We start from the raw sequence: 18,734 nt of genomic DNA, 5'->3' as shown, positions 1-18,734 counted from the left end.
TGCTACAGGAGGTTGAGTTTGTGTTGCCTCAGCTTAAAACAGTCGGTCTCTAACCTTCAAGCAACAAAAACCATAAACAAGCAGCGCTTTACAGCAGTTTAATAATCTCTGCTTTGTTCTTAGAGACATAAATATGCCTGATTCCGTAAGTCCTACCCCATCTACATTCAGTGTTATAACACAATGAAATGTTAATAAAATTTTAATCTCTACCAGATTGTAATGTAAATACATCCAGCTACTTTTGCGCCCAAAATCAATCAACCCCTTTATGAAAAAACTTTATAGTACGTTTTGCCTTATTCTGGCATTAGTGCTGACTGCTCAGTTTAGCTGGGCACAAGGAAGTACCACCTCTGCCATGAACGGCGTTATCAGAGACGGCAGTGGAATGGGATTACCGGGAGCTACGGTTATAGCTATTCACACGCCAACTAATACCCAATACGTTGCCGGCACCAACGCCGATGGCCGTTACAACCTGCAGAACATGCGCGTAGGCGGTCCTTACACAATCAAAACCAGCTATGTTGGTTTCCAAGAGCAGCGCCAGGATAATGTTTACCTTAAGCTTGGCCAGAACCTGTCCCTCGATTTCAAACTTACACAAGGCGATATTGCTTTGGGCGAAGTGGAGATCGTAAGCAAAAAAGACAATGTAATCAATCCAGACCGCACAGGTGCTGCCACAAACGTTGCCCGCGACCAGATTGAGAAGTTGCCAACTCTAAGCCGCAGCATCCAGGACTTCACGCGTCTTACTCCTCAGGCGAACGGAAACTCTTTTGCTGGCCGCAGCAGCAGCTACAACAACACTACCATTGATGGTGCTTTGTTCAACAACTCTTTCGGTCTGCAGTCTAACGTTGGTTCACAAACAAGTGCACAGCCAATATCATTGGATGCAATTGAGCAGATCCAGGTAAACCTTGCCCCTTATGATGTAAGACAAGGAGGTTTTACAGGTGCAGGCATCAACGCCGTTACCCGCTCAGGTACAAACGATTTCTCTGGCTCGGTTTACTGGTTTGGCCGTGACGAAAGACTGGTAGGCCGCAACGTGAGAGATACCAAAATGCCAAAGCAGGAATTTACACTTTCGCAGCGTGGTGCCCGCTTGGGTGGCCCTATCCTGAAAGACAAGTTATTCTTCTTTGCTAACTATGAACAGGAGCGTCAGTCAAGCCCAGGTTCAAGTTTCGTGGCTTCTCGTCCGGGCCTTACAGGCTCTAACGTATCGGCTGCCGATGCAGCTCAGTTAGACCAGCTAAGCAAGTTCCTGAAAGATAAATTCAACTACGATGCAGGTCCATATGAAAACTACAACATGGAGACCTGGAACAACAAGATCAACACCAAGATCGACTGGAACATCAACAAGAATCATACTTTCTCTTTCAAGTATAACTACCTGAAATCCTGGAAAGATATTCCTGCATCAAACTCAGGAGCGCCGGCTGGTAACCGCCAGCCAAGCGTTACATCGCTTCCATTCAAAGCCTCTACTTACATCATCAACAACAACCTTAACTCGTATATAGCTGAGTTAAACAGCCGTTTTGGTGATAAATTTGCGAACAACTTTATTGCCGGCTATACTGCTTTCCGCGATTTCCGTGAGAGCCGTGGCGGTATTTTCCCGCTTGTTGATATCGAAAACGGTAACAAGGCAACACTTACATCATTCGGTTACGAGCCATTCTCTGCCAACAACGTTTTAGATTCTGATGTTTACCAGCTGAGCAACAACTTCTCGATTTTCGCTGGCAAGCACGTTATTACACTTGGTACAGCAAACGAGGCTTATAAATTCAGAAACGGCTTTGCCCCTAACTACTATGGCCGCTACCGTTATGCATCGCTACAGGATTTTTATGATGATGTGAATAATGGCACGGCAAAAGCTACCGAATACCAGTTGCAATATTCTGCACAGCCTGGTGGCTTCCCGTATGCAGTTATCAAAGCCATGCAGTTTGGCCTTTATGTGCAGGACGAGTGGTCAGCAACAAACAACCTGAAAGTAACAGGAGGTCTGCGTGCTGATATGCCAATCATCAACACCGACCTTTTAGAAAACCCTGCTGCAGCAGCGCTTACTTTCCGTAACGGGGAGAAAATAGATGTTAGCAAAGCTCCTGAAACACGCGTATTGTGGTCTCCTCGCTTAGGCTTTAACTGGGATGTAACCGGCGATGCTACCACACAAGTACGTGGCGGAACTGGTATCTTCACAGGTCGTGTACCTTTCGTATGGATCTCTAACCAGGCATCTAACAACGGTGTATTGTTTGGCTCGTTCCTGGATACAAAACAGAACTACAAGTTTACAGATGATGTAACAGCGTACATTCCACAAGGCGGTGCAGCTTCTGCTACTTATAACCTGGCTGTTACAGACCCTAACTTCAAATTCCCGCAGGTATTCCGCAGCAACCTGGCAGTAGATAAGCAATTGCCATTTGGCCTGGTAGCTACCCTGGAAGGTATCTATACAAAAGACCTTAACTCGGTATACCACAGGAACGCTAACTTACCTAACGCTTCTGCTTCCATGAAAGGTGCTGATAACCGCCCTATCTATTATAAAGTAGATGACAATGGTAACCCTGTGTATGTGAACTCTAAATTGGTAGGCCTTAACCGTGTAAATGGCAACATATCTGATGCTATCGTGATGGAGAACACCAATAAAGGTTACTCATACTCTTTGACTGGCCAGCTACAGAAGTCGTTTACAAGTGGCTTATTTGCAAGCGTTGCTTATACTTACTCTGACTCGAAGTCTGTTAACGACGGTGGTTCTATTGCACAGTCTATCTGGAGAGACCGCCAAATTTCCGGCGATCCGAACGATAACGTGTTAGCATACTCTAACTACCTGACCCAGCACAGAGCCATTCTGGCACTGTCTTACAAGAGAGACTACTTTAATCATCTTTCTACTTCTATCTCAACTTTCTTTGAAGTAGCATCTGGTAACCGTTTCTCTTATACTTATTCGGGCGACCTGAACGGCGATGGTTTATCTGGCAACGACCTGATCTACATTCCGCGTGATGCAAGCGAAATAGCACTTGTAGCAGGCAAAGACGATACACGTGATGCAGGATTGATATGGGACCAGCTTGATGCTTACATCAGCCAAGATGAGTACCTGAACTCAAGAAGAGGCCAGTATGCAGAGCGTAACGGTGCTGTTACTCCTTATACTACCCGTATGGATGTGCGCCTGCTGCAGGACTTGTTCACTAATATTGGTAGCAAGAAAAATACACTTCAGTTAAGCTTAGATATCTTCAACTTCGGTAACCTGCTGAATAAGGACTGGGGTATTGTAGAAACTACCAACCGTGCTGCATTGCTAAACTTTGTTGGCTACAATGCACAAGGTCAGCCTACAATTTCTTTCCCTTACCTGAACTCTTCTAAGCAAGAAGTTTTAACTAAGTCTTTCCGTGACAACACAAGCGACATATCTCGCTGGAAAGCTCAGCTAGGTGTACGTTACATCTTCAACTAAGCACACCTTAGTTTATACTTCAAGGGCAGCAATAGCTGCCCTTTTTTATTTCAGAGGAAGTATAAAATTCTGCTCTCCTGTTTTTGCTTTTTAGAAAATTAGTCTATTTTTGTGTCACTCAAACGGGGGATTAGCTCAGCTGGCTAGAGCGCTTGCATGGCATGCAAGAGGTCATCGGTTCGACTCCGATATTCTCCACTAAAGGCAACCACAATGGTTGCCTTTTTCGTTTCAGGCACATGCCACACTATATTTATATCCTCTACTCAGAGAAAGTGGACCGCTACTATGTTGGCAGTTGCCAGGATATAACAGACAGACTTGGTAGACATAATGCTGGATATAGCAAATCTACCAAAGCCGGCGCCCCTTGGCAGCTGAAGCACATTGAAGAATATGATACAAATTCAAAAGCCATAACAAGAGAAACTGAGATAAAGAGGAAGAAAAGCAGAAAGTATATTGAGTGGTTGATTAGCTCAGCAGGTTAGTGCGTCCCGAAGGCTTTCGGGAAGGTTATCGGTTCGAACCCGATATTCCCAACTGACAATCAAGCACTTACAAGGTAAAACTGGTAAGTGCTTTTTTGTTGCACACGATCTGCACACAGCTTAGTTCAAGACTGTGTTACTCCCTCAAAAGTATAAACCTGAGCCATCCTTAAAACTTACAAAGCCATGCTAGTGCCTTTGCTAACCAACCTGTTCGTTTACCTGCTAATCATGGCGGCGCCTTTGCAGGTAGGGGCAAAGCTACCTGCGTCTGCTACGGGCGACAAAGCTAAGATTGTGAAAACTAGGATGCTGAGAGCATTTGGAGGAAAGAAAGACTTAAGCAAAATAGAGTCCATTACCTATACCCTTTCCAGGAAGACCTATAAAGAGGGCGATACGGTTTCTACCAAACAGCTGTGGTACATGCACCTGCAGCAGCCGCTGGTTGTCAGGTTAGATATAACCGGTACTGACACTACTGCCGTCGCTACTACAACCTACAAAGAAGGAAAAGACACAACTAATGAAGCAAAAGCAGCTTACGAAGCGCTCCTCAGAGCAAGGTTCTTTAACTTCCTATACCTGCTGACAACTCCTGAGGCAGAATTTACCTACTTAAGTCAATCCACCTACAGGAACAGCCCCGTAGACATCGTCAGGGTCACGAGCAGTCAGAATGCCCAATGGACCCTTGACCTGTTCGTCAATAAAAAGGGAGAAGTTGTAACCTCTTCCTCAGTAAACCCAACATCCGGTAAGTACGAGCGGTTTGGAGATGAATATGCCTATGAGAAGGTGGCCGGTAATATCGTATTCCCACTGCAGTACAGGATTGTGCAACAGGATAAGGTGCTGTCGGAAGGGCTCTTTTCGGAGTTACAGGTAAATAAGCTCTCACCAGCATGGGAGAAACAGTTAAAGCGGCTTGGGATTGGACTTTAACCAAGGACTTATTTAATCCTTTAAATGCTGCTGTTTATACTTCTGCAGCGTTTTACAGGCCTTTGCTTCCCCTAAGTTAAAACCACCGCTCACCTGATATCCACTTTTTATCCAAACTACCCCACCCCCCTGCCGTACTTCTAGGATACTGATTGTACTATCATTTAAAGAGGAGGTAACATGGCATTTAACTTTGAGGACAACAAGAAGGACGCTATCGTGTTGCTGCAGGCAGTGGCGCAGGAATTAGACACGGATGATATGAACAAAGCAGGCCGCATTTTCAGGGCCGTGCTGCAGGCAATCCGCGACAGGCTGCCTGTCAACGAAGCTATCCACTTTGCCGCTCAACTACCCATTATCTGGAAAGGCATTTACTTCGACCAGTACGACCCGGACAAAGTACCGGTAACGATCAGGGATGCCCAGGAGTGGATAAACTATATCCGTAATAAAAATGCTTTTGCCGCTAACAACGATTTTCAGCAAGATGATGAAATCACAGCCTCCTTCAGAGCTGTGTTCAATGTATTGCAGCGCCACATGTCTGACGGGCAGCTACAGCAGGTAAAACAAGCCATGCACCAGGAAATACAGGAATTACTTAATGCTTGACTAAGCCGTACCCATCAACTATCAAAGTATAAATCAAAAGCTCCTGCAACAAGCGTTGCAGGAGCTTTTGATTTATACTTGCTGCAAGTTATACTTACACAAACAGTCCTTCTACTGACAGGTAGCGCTCCCCGGTATCGTAGCAGAAGGTAAGGATACGGGCTCCTTTCTCCACCTCCTGTATCTTCTGGGCTACAGCCGCCAGCGAACTACCGGAAGAGACACCCACAAATATACCTTCTTCCAGCGCAGCTCGTCGGGCAAAGTTAAAGGCATCATCGGCTTTCACCTGCAGAACCCCGTCCAGTAATGTGGTGTCCATGATAGATGGTATAAAACCAGCTCCTATACCTTGAATCGGATGCGGCCCGGGTTGTCCGCCGCTCAGCACCGGCGAAGCCTCCGGCTCCACGGCGAATACCTTCAGGTTCGGGAAGCGCTGCTTCAGCACTTTGGCCACACCGGTAATATGGCCTCCTGTACCCACACCGGTAATCATGTAATCGAAGCCTTCGGGAAAATCCTCGAGTATCTCCCGCGCCGTTGTTTCGATGTGGATCTGGGTATTGGCTTCGTTGTCGAACTGCATGGGCATCCAGGATTTGTCGTAATCTTCCAGCAACTCGCGTGCCCGCTCAATGGCTCCTTTCATTCCTTTCTCACGGGGAGTCAGCTCCAGTTTTGCTCCATACACTGCCATCAGGCGGCGCCGCTCGATCGACATCGACTCCGGCATTACCAGGATCAGGTGGTAGCCTTTTACGGCGGCTACCATCGCTAGGCCCACGCCCGTATTGCCTGAGGTAGGTTCAATGATCACACTGTCTTTGTGCAGAATACCTTTGCGCTCCGCATCTTCTATCATCGACAGGGCGATCCGGTCTTTTATACTTCCGCCCGGGTTGGCGCGCTCCAACTTCATCCATACTTCTGCATCATCGCCAAAAAGCTTGTTGATTCGCACAGTAGGCGTGTTGCCAATGGTGTCCAGTATTGTAGTAGCTTTCATGTATCGCTTAGCTTATTGATTAAATTTAGATTGAAAAATTAAGCACATCGGCCGGGTCTTCTGTGCGGCTCACTTTTATCTGAGGGCGGTGGTATACCCTGGAGTAACGCGGCACGCTCTCCGTAAGCCACACATTACCCCCAATAATGCTGTAAGCTCCCACAACCGTGTTCCCGCCAAGTATGGTTGCCCCGGCATAGATCACCACGTGGTCCTCGATGGTAGGGTGGCGCTTGATGTTAGCCATGGCTTTATCCACGCTGATGGCACCTAGCGTTACGCCCTGGTATACTTTCACGCAGTTGCCGATGTGTGTGGTTTCACCGATTACGATGCCTGTGCCATGGTCTATGCAGAACTGCGTGCCGATGGTAGCACCCGGATGGATGTCAATACCGGTTCTGGCATGCGCATACTCTGATAAGATGCGCGGCAGCAAAGGCACCCGCAAACGGTACAGCGCATTAGCCATCCGGTAAACAGCCACCGCTTTAAAACCCGGATACGTACGGATCACCTCCTCTATACTTTGTGCGGCCGGATCGCCCTGCAGCATGGCTTCGGCATCCTGCAGCAGCAGGCGGTGCAGGTTGGGCAAGCGCTCTATGAGGTTCTCTGCGATGTCGATCGGTGAAGCAGGGAGCAGCTTCTCCATGGAAGTAAGTATGCTGATGAACTCGATCCGCAGGGATTCCGCATATACTTTTACGGCATCCACCGTTTCGAAGCGCTGCTCGGAAAGCGGCGGGAAAAGCAGTTGCATCACCCCTTCTACGAAACGGCAGGTAGCAGAGCCCGGCACCTGATGCTGTGCCTGCTGATGGTCGAGAAAAAGATTATTAAGAAAAGCCTGGTCCATAGTGTAGCTACGGCTATTGTGTGCTGGTGTTCTTATGCAGCGCTATTATGACTGTTTAACTTGGTAAGGGACGATTTGTTTTGCCATGACAATGCCATGCGCATACAGAACAAAAAAAGGCGGAGGCAAACCCAACCGGTTTAACCTCCGCCTTTTTATACTTGCCTGTTATACTTACAGATTAGTTGCAGTGTGCCGGGCCTAGCAGGCCGTTGTTGTACTTGTCCAGCAGTTCTGCCCACTTAACCAGCTGATCTCTGCTTACCGTCACGTAAGGGGTTTGCAGGGTGTTCAGGTACTTGCCGTCTTTCATCGCCGCGAAGTAAGCCGTAGCCTTTTCGTATGCTTCGTCTACCTCAGCCGGGCTGGAAGCCACTTTCATGTTCAGTTTAGCTGCAATGTACTGGTGTGCCAGCATAACGTACGCATTACCTCCTTTGGGTGCTGTCTCCATCAGCTTTAGGTAAGTCATGCCACTGCCGTAGAACATCTCATTCTGCATACCGCCCCAGGTGCTGTCATACTTCTTGCCGCTGGCATGGTTTTTCCAGTAACCCTGCGTGCGGGTGCAGCCATAAACTTCTTCTTCAGTTGGAGGTGTGGTCGGGGTCGTGGTAGTTTCGTTTTTGCAGAACCTGATATCATCTATCGCACCTGATCCTACATAGCCTTCGGTACCAGCTAATGTCACGATCATTTTTGTAACACCGGCAGTATTGCCCAGGTTAACATCCTGCACCGTGTTATTGCCCAGGTTTTTCAGTTTAACAGCGTAAAGCTCTGTACCTGCGGCATTGTAAAGGCGTACGTAAGAGTCATTTTCATACTCGTCGATATCCACCACCTTCATCGACTGCAGCGTAACAGTGCCAATTGCCGAAAAATCCAGGGTCATCGTTCCACCCTTTGCGTTATCATCGGGTATCGTAAGCGCTGGCTCGTTTATAATAAGTGCTTTCTGTAATAATGCTCCATTGTCAGATCCCTCTCCTGTATATAAATCGTCGTCATCTCCTGTCGGGGCATGCGTATCAAAAATCATAGCTTTGTTTTCTTCAAGCAAGTTGCCTTCTGCATTCCTGGCTTTGTTGTAAACAGCAACAGGGCCAATGCCATTCATGCTGGTTACCTGCGTAATAAAGCCTGTTTCGTATTGGTTAAAATCGATCACGTCGCATGTTTCTGCTGTTGCATCCTTGGTCAGGTTGTCTCCCATCGTAGACAGCTCATCTTCCTTATCACAGCTCAGTAGGGTCAGGGTACTCAGGCCAAATGCCAGTACTTTCCATAAATTTGTTTTCATAGAGTTAATCAGATCTAGAGTGTAAATAAAAATAGTTATATTAATTACAAAAAACACCAGATCCGCTTGCAGCGTTCCTGTGCAATACAGCATAAGTATAGCACTAACACAACATGCACAAAAAGAACACCCTGAGCATATCTGGTTTAAATTTTATACTTTTCAGCAGCTGAAAAAGTGCTATTATATACTGTGCAACCTGAATTAAGTATACCAAAAAGTACAATTTTTTTTACCCTTAACTATATTCTCCTGTAAATCAACAGGTTACAATAAAGTACAATTGACTAGATTTACTCAGACCACGTGCGAAGGTGGAAAAGAATAGGCTGAAACGGATACAGCTCATAATGGGCAGATACAAAAAAGGCCTGTACTTCCGAACGAAGTACAGGCCTTTGGTTAGTATAGTACAGCTTTGTATTAACTCATCAAATAAGTTGGTTTATTCACGGTTAAACTCCAGCACGTCGATCGCTCCTGTGCCGCCACGCTTTTCGGTTGATTTGAACGTAACTCTAAGCTTGGCTACACCCGGTGTGTCCACTCTCAGGCGGGTAGCACCCAAGGCACCCGTAACAGGCAGCGGCATGGTCTTGATCACATTTCCTGCTTTATCCAGCAACTCCAGTGTAGAGCCGGCTTCATTTTCCTCGATATCCAGCACATGAATGCCCTTCAGCAGTACCGTACCAATAGCAGAAAAATCTACTTCGATGCGGCCACCACCGGCATACAGATTAGGCTCGGTATCAACGGCGTCGTTTATGATCAGGATCTTGCCCATCGGGCGGAAAGCCTTAGGATTAGGAGTTCTGAATTTGGTGTAATCTCCGGTAGGGCTGCTGGTGTTGAACAGTTTTGCCACATTCACCGGCTTGTATTTTCCGTTTGGTAAACGTTGCTCGGCTTTAATCCCGATTGGGGTACCGAAGCTATAGATCGTGTTTATAACTTCTGTGCCGATCTCCGAATCGTTAAACTCTATGATCTCCTGGCTGGTAGGGTCAGTACCATAATTTTTTGCTTGCTCGTAGGCGAAAGGCTCTGTTACCTCCTTCTCTTCCTTGTCACATCCCATCAGGAATAATCCCATCACGCCCAGCACCACTGTTTTAATTGTAAAGAATTGCATATTTCACCTTTGAACTTGTTGAACATTACTGTTGCCCGTTCTTTAGTTACCTGCACAGCCAAAGGCAAACTCTGAAAAGCTTAACAATGAGGCAATTCTACCGGAAATGGCGGAAAGCAATTAGAAGTGCAAGGGTAAAGAAAGAAAAGAACAACTTTAGGCGATGTTTACGGAATAGTTATATTTTGGATGAGCTCACGGAGAAAAAAACTGTTATATATAACATAGCATACATGCAGTATACAACATCAGGCATACACTAAAAGCTTGATTATCAACCAACAACAGTACAAACGGGATAAATAAAAATTTATAAAAAATTATTGTTTGCCTCTGACCAGGAACATGACATACAGGAAAGAGATCAGGGCGAAGGCTGCGCCCGTCCAGAATACCAGTTGGAAATTTGCAGGATTGTTGTTGTAGAGCCAGCCGGACGACAGGGCACCCAAACCAATGCCGGCTTCCAGGGCGATGTACATAGTGGCCATGGCCCTGCCCCGGTGCGCCTCGTGGCTCAGGTCGATGGTCCAGGCAAAAATGGTAGGCGAGTTCATGCCGGTGGCAACGCCAAACAAAACGCCTGCCAGCAGCAACTCTGCCGTTGAGCTTGCCAGCCCCACGCCCAGCATTGCCAGCACCAGCACAGCCGTACTCACGCGCAATACCCGCACACGCCCATACCTATCGGACACACGGCCTGCCAGAAACCGGATTGCCAGCGAAGAGAGCGTAAAGCTGGTAAAGAAAAGGCCTTTGTTTCGGATGCCAAGGTATTCGCTAAAGTCGGGGATGATGGTAAGTATAATGCCGTAGGAGAAATAAGAAAGCAGCATGACCACCGAAGGCTGCAGAACGCGAGGCTCAATAATCTCGCTGCGGGAGATCTTGAGCAGGCCCATCCGGAAACGATGCGGGTTATCAACCGTCTCCTGCATGCGCGCTACAACGGCCACCGACAAAAAAGCTGCTGCAGACGAGGCATAAAACACGGTATCGAGCGAGTACATGCTGGCAATGGCACCGCCCAGCGCAGGGCCTGCCGCCATGCCCAAGCTACCCGAAAGCCCCAGCAGCCCGGTTGCTTCCCCTCTCCGCTCCATCGGGATGATGTCGGCAACGTAGGCTGCCGTGCCCGTTGGGGTAAAGCCCGTGGAAAAACCGTGCACAAAACGTAACAGCAGAAAAGCGGCCACTGTGCCGGTAAGCGGGTACATAAAGCCGCAAAGTATACAAACGGCCCCACCGATCACCATCACCGGTATCCGGCCGATCTTATCGGCCAGCTGCCCGCTGAAGGGGCGCGAAAGGCCAGCCGTAAGCGTAAATAAAGAAATGATCAGCCCTTTGTACTCCTCGCCGCCCAAACTACTCAGGTAATTGGGCAGTTCCGGAATGATCATGTTGAAACTGGCAAAGAAAAGGAAAGAACTCAGGCAGAGTAACCCGAACTGCAGCCCATACACTCGCGTCGTCTGTTCAGCCATACTTGCATTAAAAGGCGCAAAGTTGGAAAAACATCCGCTGCCATCCCACAAAAAACAAATGATTATTGCACAGTACAACCGAAAAGGCACTCCGGAGCATTGTGCTCTATAAGGTAAGTAACGGGTGTGCCTGCTGTAAAATAAAAGCAGCCTCTTCAGGAGGCTGCTTTCTATTGGGGTATGTGTGGATTATAAGTATAAGCCAGGTGTATTTTCCTACTCAGCAAACGCTTTGCACTTTCTGAACTTGTCTTTTCCGAAGAAAAGGCTCTGCTTCAGGCTTCTTTTCTTGTACAAATGGTTGCCATACTTCTTGCTAACCTTTTTGCTGTTGTTGTTAGTAAATGAAATTCGGCTTTCCATTACCGTAGTCTTTTTTCCTGATAGATCACCTGCCTCGTCCGAAACAGATGCAGCGTAAGAAGATGAAGCAACAAGGCAAAGGCCAGTGATAAATAGAGAGTAGAATTTTATTTTCATGTTTTATGATTTTTACGTCACAAAACTAAGTTAAATAAAAACATCTCACAAGTGATATATAAAATTTATTTAATATAAAATATACTTTATCTCTGCAGCACAACTTAACAAACTGAAGCAACATCATATGCAACAAAGGAATTATACAATACTATTGCAAACACAGCTACTTTAAACTAACATATTCTTACAAAAACACAAATTAAACAACATAACAAAAGGCAGTTAAAGTACGATATAATTATGCGTTTCAGACGTGAGAAAAAGCTGATCACATTAATGAGGCGGAGATAAATAGCAGAAGCAAGTAGCCTGGTTTTAAGCAGATGCGCACATCTGGAATACCCGAAGAAAAACTAAAAACGGAAACACTGCAGCAAACCTGATTTGCACAGACAGAACGATCAAACCAGAAGTATGCACCCGGTTAGACTGGGTGGTTATACATTACTGCATAATCCGGCAGCCAGAACCATCTTTTTAGCTGGTTCTGATACGTCTGCCTTAAGCAACGGGAAGTATGGCTTATGCGATGTACCCGGCTTTCTGCTTGTGCACCTGCACCCCGTTGATGCTGATGTTCTGCTGAAGCGCTGCTAGGCGGATACTTGCTTCGATGTGACGGGCTACTTTCTCGTCCTGGACTAGTCCAAGGCGCAGCACCAGCCGCTTGCCACTTTTAAATTCGAATATTACTGTATTCGGTATGATGCGGACGCTCTCAACGGCATTCCAGTTTACCATGCGCTGCTGACCGTAGAGCGTCAGCCGGTAACTGATGCGCTCCGGGTTCATTGAGAAGAAGGCTTCTTTTAATTGTATCCAGCCGGCCCCCAACGAGACAAGCACCAGACCTACAGCCATGATGATACAGGCACTAAGCAGCCACGACAGCTGCAGTTGCTCGCGCTGCAGAACTTCCCGGACCAAAGCATAAACGCCACCACCCGCCAGGAAAATGCCGAAGCCAAGTAAAGATTGTTTTGTACGCTGTAGTTCTTTTGTTGGGTAAAGGTTTATATACATAGGCTATACTTTAAATTACTTCTATGCCATTATGCCTGGCCTGGCTCCTGATCTGATCTATTGCATGCTGCAGGGCTTCTTCGTCCCGGATCACTTCCATGCTCACGTTATGGCGCTCGTCATTCTTCAGGATGAACGTAACATTTGAGCTCCCCAACTGCACCGTATCAACCTCGTTCCAGTCGAACTCCTGCTCCTTTTCCAGGAAGTTGGATCGGTAGCGGACACCCTGCCCGGTTAAGGTCAGATGCTTCCGGTTGTGCGGTCTTTTTTCGAGCCAGTAACTTACCATTACCACCACCAATACCACTGCACTCAGCAGGTACGCAACGATAAAGAGCGTGCTGAAACCACCTTTCAGCAGCAGGTACACCATAAAGACAAAGTGCAATGCTATTGAGCCCAAAGCAGCAGTCAGTATCCACCGCTCCACTTTTGGTTTATGCGCGTAGGCCTCTTCAAAAAGTCTGATATTACCTTCCTGCATCTATCTTTTAACTCAACTTAGAACTGAAAATAACAATTTTTTAATACTTTGCAAAATATAAATACACAGGGCACCTGCTTATACGGTTCTAAAGCACGCTGCCTCAATGTTTTATTTTTACCTACACCAGCAACAATAGTATACATGAGAAAAAGCTACGCCCTCTTTTTTATAGCTCTTAGCCTGGTAGCCTGCCGCCAGCAGCCCCAGCAAAGTAAGCCTGTAAGCAGCAGTACCGTCAGCGCAAACAAGTTCGCCGACCAGACGCTGCAAAAGCTATACACCCTGCAGGACGAGCGTAAAACCACCGATCTGTTGCCTTACCTGAGCCATGCCAAACCGCAATACCGCCAGGAGGCCGCTTTAGCCTTTGCTTCGGTGCAGGATACACTGGCTATTCCCCAACTGCTGGGCATGTTGTCGGATACCACGGAGGCCGTGCGCCTGGCCGCCGCTTATGCTCTTGGCCAGATCGGCCATAAAAAAGCACAGGCAAGTATGGTGCGCCTCATACAACAGGAGCAACGCCCGGCAGTACAGGCCGAGCTGCTGGAAGCGCTGGGCAAAGTATCGGAAAAAGCAGGCGTCACTTACCTGGCATCTTACAACGCTCCTAACCCTGCCGCGCAGGCCGGGCAGGCCTGGGGCTTGTACCGTGCGGGCCAACGACAGCAGCATACAACGCAGGGAGTTGTAAAAGCGGTAAGCTTTTTATCGGCTGAAACCCCGTACGAAGCTCGTCTTGCTGCAGCGCATTTTCTTGCCTGCACCCCAAAGCTCGACCTGACCGCTTACAGAAAAGAGTTGGTCACCTCGGCCACTTCAGACAAAGCACCGGAGGTACGCATGGCAGTTGCGCAGGCACTGGGCAAAGTGAAAGCCGATGATAAGGCCACCATACTTTCTGGCATCGCGCAGAGCGACCCAGATTACCGCGTACGCCTCAGCGCCATCCGCTCTATGGCGGGGTTGGAGTTCGACGAGATAAAAGAAGCCATACTTGCCGGACTGAAAGACAAGAACATCAATACTGCAGTAGCTACGGCCGAGTTTCTGCAGGCGAATTATGCTGATACAGATGCGAAAGTACTGCAGCAGGCACTGCCCCAGGTGCAGGATGGGCGCGTACGGGCGGGCCTGATCTGGGTGATCCTGCGCAAGAGCGAACAAAAGGATAAACTGAGCTCGCAGTACAAACAGCAGTACCAGCAAACTCAAAATCCTTACGACAAAGCACACCTGCTGAAGGCGCTCTCTGCTGATTTCAACAACTATAACTTTATTGCCGAGCAGACCTTTGCCGCGCCCCAACCGGTAATTGCCACTTACGGCATGGAAGCGCTGGCAGCCATGCGCCAGCAGCCGGATTTCCCGAAAGCGCTGGAGCAGGACTTTGCCGCTATATTCAGGAAAGGCATTGCCTCCGGCGATGTGGCAGTTGTGGGCCTAGCTGCCGGTGTGATTCGCGATCCCAAGCTCAACTTCAAGGAAGTATATAAAGATTATACTTTCCTGAAGCAGGCACAGAAGCAACTGGTATTGCCCCGCGACATGGAAACCAACATCGAGCTGCAGAAAACCATCGATTACCTGAGCGGTAACAAAGAGACCGTAACACCCCAAAACCCGTTCACGCACCCCATCAATTGGGCATTGGTACAAACCATACCTACCGACCAGCGCGTGCTGATACGTACAGAGAAAGGCGATATTCAGCTGCAACTGTTCGTAGAAGATGCACCGGGCTCGGTGGCAAACTTTGTAGAACTGACCAAGCAGAAGTTCTTCGACGGGTTATACTTCCACAGGGTAGTACCTAACTTCGTAGCGCAGGGCGGCGACAAGCGCGGCGATGGCTGGGGCAGCTCTGAGTACTCTATCCGCTCGGAGTTTGCACCGCTGCACTACCGCGAAGGTTTTGTAGGCATGGCCTCTGCCGGCAAAGACACTGAGAGCAACCAGTGGTTCATCACCCACTCTCCTACGCCGCACCTTGATGGCCGTTACTCCATCTTCGCAAAAGTAGTCGAAGGCATGAACGTGGTGCACCAGCTGAAAGTAGGCGATAAAATTGTGTCGGTGGAGCTCAAGTAAGTATAAACGAGTTTGATCTTAAGGCCATACTTTGTTAGCAGCACGCTGGCAAAGTATGGCCTTTTGCTTTCAGAAGAGGGCTCTATGCCCTCGCTCGCCTCTGCGAGTGTGAGTTATTTCAAGTCGTCCCGCCACGTTGCACCCCCAAGTATAAAGTATATGCTGAAGTATAAACTTAAACGACCAGAGGCTGTGAGATAGCGTAAACTCGCCAGAGGCGAGCGAGGGCAAGCTTCTCTATACATCGTTCCAGCCGTTGTTGGCGTTTTCACAGACAAGTTATACTTGAGCAAAATCGTTCCAACTATAGCGCATTGTGCTTGCTGGTGAAAACACGCAGCAAGGGCGAGTGTAGTAAGTGGAGCAAATCTTTCTCTTAGAACCTATACCTTACCTGCGCTTTCACATCCGATCTTCGCGGGCCTTCAATCGTATCCAGACCGGAGCCGATAGTGTCCTGGTTGCGGTAATGCGTGAAGCTGTACTTGAGCCATACATCCAGCTGGCGCAACGGCCGGAACTGCAACAAGGCATAAAGCCGGGTGCCTTTGCCGCTGAAGGCCGGAATGGAAAAAGCGTACAATACATCCCGCTCAAATGCATATTGCCGTGTTTCATAATCGTCGGTATCGAAAATGGCGTAGCGGGTGCTGATGCGCACTTTGCTGAAGTTGAAGTTAATATCCTGTGCAATCAAGTAGCCTGATGTTTGCGGCGACTCCAGCTCAAAACTACTGAACTGCACGCGCGAGCGCAGGTTTACAACCGGTGTCGGCGTGAACTCATAGTATAAAAGGTAGTTTCTGCGGTTAGCCTCCGCCACATAATCCAGGCTGGAGCTGTTATCTGCGACGTGGCGTCCTTTGCTTTCGGCCCTGAACTGGGCATAGAGGGAGGTCTGCCGGGTAGGTTTAAAGTATACCCTTATCAGGTACTCATCGCCATGGGATGGAGCATCCACGCGGTAACGCAGCCACGGAAACCGGAAGCGGTCGTAGTAGGCGGTCAGCTCCCACTTGGGGAAGGGTTTCAGTTTGATACCGGTGTACAGGCCACGCTCGTTGATGTTTCGGCTACCTTCGCTGAAAGCTCCGCCGTAAAACGTGTGAAAGTCACGGGCAAAGTGACGGTACAGCATTGCCATTTCCACTTTGTTCGACAGGTTTGCCATCACGCCGTTTACGCTCCCGAAACCACCACTTTTGGAGACAGCCGTTTCCCCGAACAGATATACATTCTGCCAGGTGTAGCTGTAGTGGGCACCCAGGTTATAGTTGGTGGTGCCGCTGAACTCAAAGCGCTGGTACGGCGCACCTGCTTTCTGAATTGGCGAACTGTAGGCAGTGCCCAAAGCGGTAAGTCCGGCGGTGAAGGCCCGGTTGGAACTTTGATAGTTCAGGTTGCCCCCATAGATCTGTTCCCGCACCTGTCCTTTGTTAGCCAGTTCACTTTGTGTGCGGTGAAATCCTGATGTCTGTATGCCGGAGAAATAATCGCTGAAACTATCCAGCGTATCCTGCTGCAGTTGCAGGTTGGCATCCACTCTTTTAAGTGAGTAAAAGCCTGTCACGTCTACACGGTTGCTCAACCTGTAGGTAGCCGCTCCTCCCCTGAAAAACGCATACTCCAAAACGGAGCTGTAGGGCCTGATGCCAAGGTTGGCGCGGCTCACGGTGGTGATGGTTTCGCTGCCTTTGCCTACGCTGTAGCCCGACGAGAGCAACAGCCCCTGCCCGATCTGCAACTGGTAATCGCCAAGTGCAATGGACCTGAACCTGCCTTTGTTATAGAGCTGCAGGTGTGCTGAGTAAAAATCAAAACCATAGCGGCGGGTGGCTTTATCGAATGCGAATGCTTCGCCGGCGTCTTTCTCAGCAGTAACACCAAAGCTGTAATCGCGGGTGTGGCTCACGCGGTAGCGCAGGTAAAGTTTATCCGGAGAACCAAGATAGCGGCTGGCAGAACGACTGCTACTGTCGAGGGGCGCATGGCCCTGCCGTTGCTGCAACGTGCGTTCGTAGCGGAGCAACAAGGCATTGTTGTCTTCGCCCACGATGCGTTGGAGCAACGGCCGCTGGTCAGCATTCAGGCCTGCATCCGCTACCCGCACAAAGTATACGAGCTTATAAATGGTGAGCAGGTCGAAGTCCGGGATGGCCTGCAGTTCATAGATGCTAAGCAGTTTGCCATTCTCGCTGGTATACTTAAAGAAGGAGGCGATCTGCGGGCGCGAGAGTATAAATAGGGAAGCCAGCTCTTCGGGGGTGGTATTGTTTAGGTCGACGGGGTGCTGGTAATACTGGAAGAGGGTTTCGTAAAAGTCTTCGTAAGGTATGTTCTCATCCTCTTGTTGGGCGAACAACTCCTGTACGAACAAGTCAAAGTCGAAGGTCTGGCGCGGGTAGTCCTGAGCCTGTAGCGGAAGCCAAACGCAAAGTATAACTAAAGCCAGCACAGTACTTCGCATCAGCTGCCTCCTTTCCTGAAAGTATAAGCCAGCGAAAGATGGTTGCTGATGCCTAATTGCGTGGTAGAGCCGAAGGCATAATCTACCTGCAGTTGCCTGGCCTGCAAACCTACACCGAAGGTCAGTTTATGGGTTTGCGTACTGAAACCGGTACGTAGTGCAAGTTTTTCCTGCAGCAACTGGTACTCCAGGCCAGCTTTAAAATCGGCAGGGAAGTCGATGTGCTTTTCCGTTTCGATTGCAAGCAGCAGCTTTTGGTAAGGGCGATACGAAAGCCCGGCTTTCATCACCGTAGGCAGGCGTTCGTCTTCAAAAGCAGCCAGTTTTGCCTGGTTCAGGTTATAGGCATAGGCGCCAAAGTATATATCCGGTATCACCTCAGCCTGCCCACCTACCGATAAAGTGACCGCCTTTCGGCTGCCATACCCTTCTACTGACACCTGCCATACTTCGGCTTTCGCTCCCAAACTAAACTGCCCCAGTTTGTGCGACACACCCAAGCCAACATGCTGCTGGCTGTAAAGCTCATCACCAAAACGGCTTAAGCTAAGGCCATAAGTGCCATACTTTGCGGTAGGCAAAACACTCAGCAAAGCCACTGTAGTAAAGGCGCGAATGCCAAAGCCGTTCTCGACATAAGCTCCAGCCCTTGCCTGCTCCAGATGCGCCATACCTGCTACGTTGTTGTGCAGCGCCCACAGGTCGGGGAGCGTAACCGAAGTATTGCCCAAAGCGGCAGCGCGGGCACCCACAGGCGCATCGGCCTGTGCCTGTGCCAGGCAAGGTAGAAAAAGCAGCCAGAAGTATAAATGG

The 18,734-nt window shown here is 48.7% G+C and carries 15 protein-coding genes and 2 tRNA genes; 7 read left to right on the top strand and 10 right to left on the bottom strand.

All coding sequences use genetic code 11. The features are described from left to right. The first annotated feature begins 271 nt into the window (after positions 1-271). From MJ611_RS17820 to MJ611_RS17795, 6 genes are all read left to right on the top strand, one after another. Complete coding sequence (locus MJ611_RS17820) at positions 272-3,523, top strand: TonB-dependent receptor (protein WP_250431798.1); 3,252 nt, start codon at positions 272-274, stop codon at positions 3,521-3,523. Positions 3,524-3,647: 124 nt separating this feature from the next. Further along, positions 3,648-3,721: transfer RNA gene (locus tag MJ611_RS17815), tRNA-Ala, on the top strand. Then, positions 3,685-4,014, top strand: a complete 330-nt coding sequence (locus MJ611_RS17810; protein ID WP_317233156.1) for a GIY-YIG nuclease family protein — start codon at positions 3,685-3,687, stop codon at positions 4,012-4,014. The genes MJ611_RS17815 and MJ611_RS17810 overlap by 37 nt, the downstream gene beginning before the upstream one ends. Beyond that, positions 3,991-4,066 (top strand) — tRNA-Pro (locus tag MJ611_RS17805). Before MJ611_RS17810 ends, MJ611_RS17805 begins: the two co-directional genes overlap by 24 nt. Positions 4,067-4,200: 134 nt before the next feature. Next, positions 4,201-4,959 (top strand): hypothetical protein, encoded by a 759-nt coding sequence (locus tag MJ611_RS17800; protein ID WP_250431796.1) that lies wholly within the window; start codon positions 4,201-4,203, stop codon positions 4,957-4,959. A gap of 180 nt (positions 4,960-5,139) precedes the next feature. After that, positions 5,140-5,574 carry a DUF2267 domain-containing protein gene (locus MJ611_RS17795; protein ID WP_250431795.1) on the top strand — a complete coding sequence of 145 codons (435 nt, stop codon included), beginning with the start codon at positions 5,140-5,142 and terminating at the stop codon, positions 5,572-5,574. 94 nt (positions 5,575-5,668) lie between these two features. On the opposite strand, the gene cysK is transcribed toward MJ611_RS17795, so the two are convergent. From cysK to MJ611_RS17755, 8 genes are all read right to left on the bottom strand, one after another. Then, positions 5,669-6,583, bottom strand: coding sequence for a cysteine synthase A (gene cysK / locus MJ611_RS17790; protein WP_250431794.1), 915 nt, complete (start codon positions 6,581-6,583; stop codon positions 5,669-5,671). A gap of 25 nt (positions 6,584-6,608) precedes the next feature. Next, positions 6,609-7,442, bottom strand: a complete 834-nt coding sequence (gene epsC / locus MJ611_RS17785) for a serine O-acetyltransferase EpsC (RefSeq protein WP_250431793.1) — start codon at positions 7,440-7,442, stop codon at positions 6,609-6,611. A 181-nt stretch (positions 7,443-7,623) separates the two neighbouring features. Beyond that, positions 7,624-8,745 carry a hypothetical protein gene (locus MJ611_RS17780; RefSeq protein WP_250431792.1) on the bottom strand — a complete coding sequence of 374 codons (1,122 nt, stop codon included), beginning with the start codon at positions 8,743-8,745 and terminating at the stop codon, positions 7,624-7,626. Between the two features lie 445 nt (positions 8,746-9,190). After that, positions 9,191-9,880: a hypothetical protein gene (locus MJ611_RS17775; RefSeq protein WP_250431791.1), complete on the bottom strand. Its 690-nt coding sequence runs from the start codon at positions 9,878-9,880 to the stop codon at positions 9,191-9,193. 320 nt (positions 9,881-10,200) lie between these two features. Next, entirely contained in the window at positions 10,201-11,367 is a 1,167-nt protein-coding gene (locus MJ611_RS17770; protein ID WP_250431790.1) for an MFS transporter, read from the bottom strand. 216 nt (positions 11,368-11,583) lie between these two features. Beyond that, the gene (locus MJ611_RS17765; RefSeq protein ID WP_250431789.1) at positions 11,584-11,847 is read right to left on the bottom strand and encodes a hypothetical protein; all 264 of its coding nucleotides are present in this window, start codon (positions 11,845-11,847) and stop codon (positions 11,584-11,586) included. A gap of 525 nt (positions 11,848-12,372) precedes the next feature. Further along, a complete protein-coding gene (locus tag MJ611_RS17760; protein WP_250431788.1) occupies positions 12,373-12,873 on the bottom strand; it encodes a hypothetical protein in 501 nt (166 codons plus the stop codon). Positions 12,874-12,883: 10 nt separating this feature from the next. Next, a complete protein-coding gene (locus MJ611_RS17755) occupies positions 12,884-13,360 on the bottom strand; it encodes a hypothetical protein (RefSeq protein WP_250431787.1) in 477 nt (158 codons plus the stop codon). Positions 13,361-13,504: 144 nt separating this feature from the next. Here MJ611_RS17755 and MJ611_RS17750 point away from each other — a divergent pair, with 144 nt between their 5' ends. After that, a complete protein-coding gene (locus MJ611_RS17750; RefSeq protein ID WP_250431786.1) occupies positions 13,505-15,454 on the top strand; it encodes a peptidylprolyl isomerase in 1,950 nt (649 codons plus the stop codon). A gap of 376 nt (positions 15,455-15,830) precedes the next feature. Here MJ611_RS17750 and MJ611_RS17745 read toward each other — a convergent pair whose 3' ends face one another. Further along, complete coding sequence (locus MJ611_RS17745) at positions 15,831-17,921, bottom strand: helix-hairpin-helix domain-containing protein (RefSeq protein ID WP_250431785.1); 2,091 nt, start codon at positions 17,919-17,921, stop codon at positions 15,831-15,833. Beyond that, positions 17,921-18,673: a PorV/PorQ family protein gene (locus MJ611_RS17740; RefSeq protein ID WP_250431784.1), complete on the bottom strand. Its 753-nt coding sequence runs from the start codon at positions 18,671-18,673 to the stop codon at positions 17,921-17,923. Before MJ611_RS17740 ends, MJ611_RS17745 begins: the two co-directional genes overlap by 1 nt. Positions 18,674-18,734: the final 61 nt, after the last annotated feature.

It is taken from the genome of Pontibacter ruber, from assembly GCF_023630205.1.
GTDB classification, from domain to species: domain Bacteria; phylum Bacteroidota; class Bacteroidia; order Cytophagales; family Hymenobacteraceae; genus Pontibacter; species Pontibacter ruber.
The sequence above is the reverse complement of the archived record's forward strand: the minus strand, read 5'-3'. Positions and strand labels throughout refer to the sequence as shown.

Bases quoted from the DNA above. Each gene is read 5' to 3' on its own strand.
- MJ611_RS17820 (WP_250431798.1), top strand. From the start codon at position 272: ATGAAAAAACTTTATAGTACGTTTTGCCTTATTCTGGCATTAGTGCTG.
- MJ611_RS17810 (WP_317233156.1), top strand. From the start codon at position 3,685: ATGCAAGAGGTCATCGGTTCGACTCCGATATTCTCCACTAAAGGCAAC.
- MJ611_RS17800 (WP_250431796.1), top strand. From the start codon at position 4,201: ATGCTAGTGCCTTTGCTAACCAACCTGTTCGTTTACCTGCTAATCATG.
- MJ611_RS17795 (WP_250431795.1), top strand. From the start codon at position 5,140: ATGGCATTTAACTTTGAGGACAACAAGAAGGACGCTATCGTGTTGCTG.
- cysK (WP_250431794.1), bottom strand. From the start codon at position 6,583: ATGAAAGCTACTACAATACTGGACACCATTGGCAACACGCCTACTGTG.
- epsC (WP_250431793.1), bottom strand. From the start codon at position 7,442: ATGGACCAGGCTTTTCTTAATAATCTTTTTCTCGACCATCAGCAGGCA.
- MJ611_RS17780 (WP_250431792.1), bottom strand. From the start codon at position 8,745: ATGAAAACAAATTTATGGAAAGTACTGGCATTTGGCCTGAGTACCCTG.
- MJ611_RS17775 (WP_250431791.1), bottom strand. From the start codon at position 9,880: ATGCAATTCTTTACAATTAAAACAGTGGTGCTGGGCGTGATGGGATTA.
- MJ611_RS17770 (WP_250431790.1), bottom strand. From the start codon at position 11,367: ATGGCTGAACAGACGACGCGAGTGTATGGGCTGCAGTTCGGGTTACTC.
- MJ611_RS17765 (WP_250431789.1), bottom strand. From the start codon at position 11,847: ATGAAAATAAAATTCTACTCTCTATTTATCACTGGCCTTTGCCTTGTT.
- MJ611_RS17760 (WP_250431788.1), bottom strand. From the start codon at position 12,873: ATGTATATAAACCTTTACCCAACAAAAGAACTACAGCGTACAAAACAA.
- MJ611_RS17755 (WP_250431787.1), bottom strand. From the start codon at position 13,360: ATGCAGGAAGGTAATATCAGACTTTTTGAAGAGGCCTACGCGCATAAA.
- MJ611_RS17750 (WP_250431786.1), top strand. From the start codon at position 13,505: ATGAGAAAAAGCTACGCCCTCTTTTTTATAGCTCTTAGCCTGGTAGCC.
- MJ611_RS17745 (WP_250431785.1), bottom strand. From the start codon at position 17,921: ATGCGAAGTACTGTGCTGGCTTTAGTTATACTTTGCGTTTGGCTTCCG.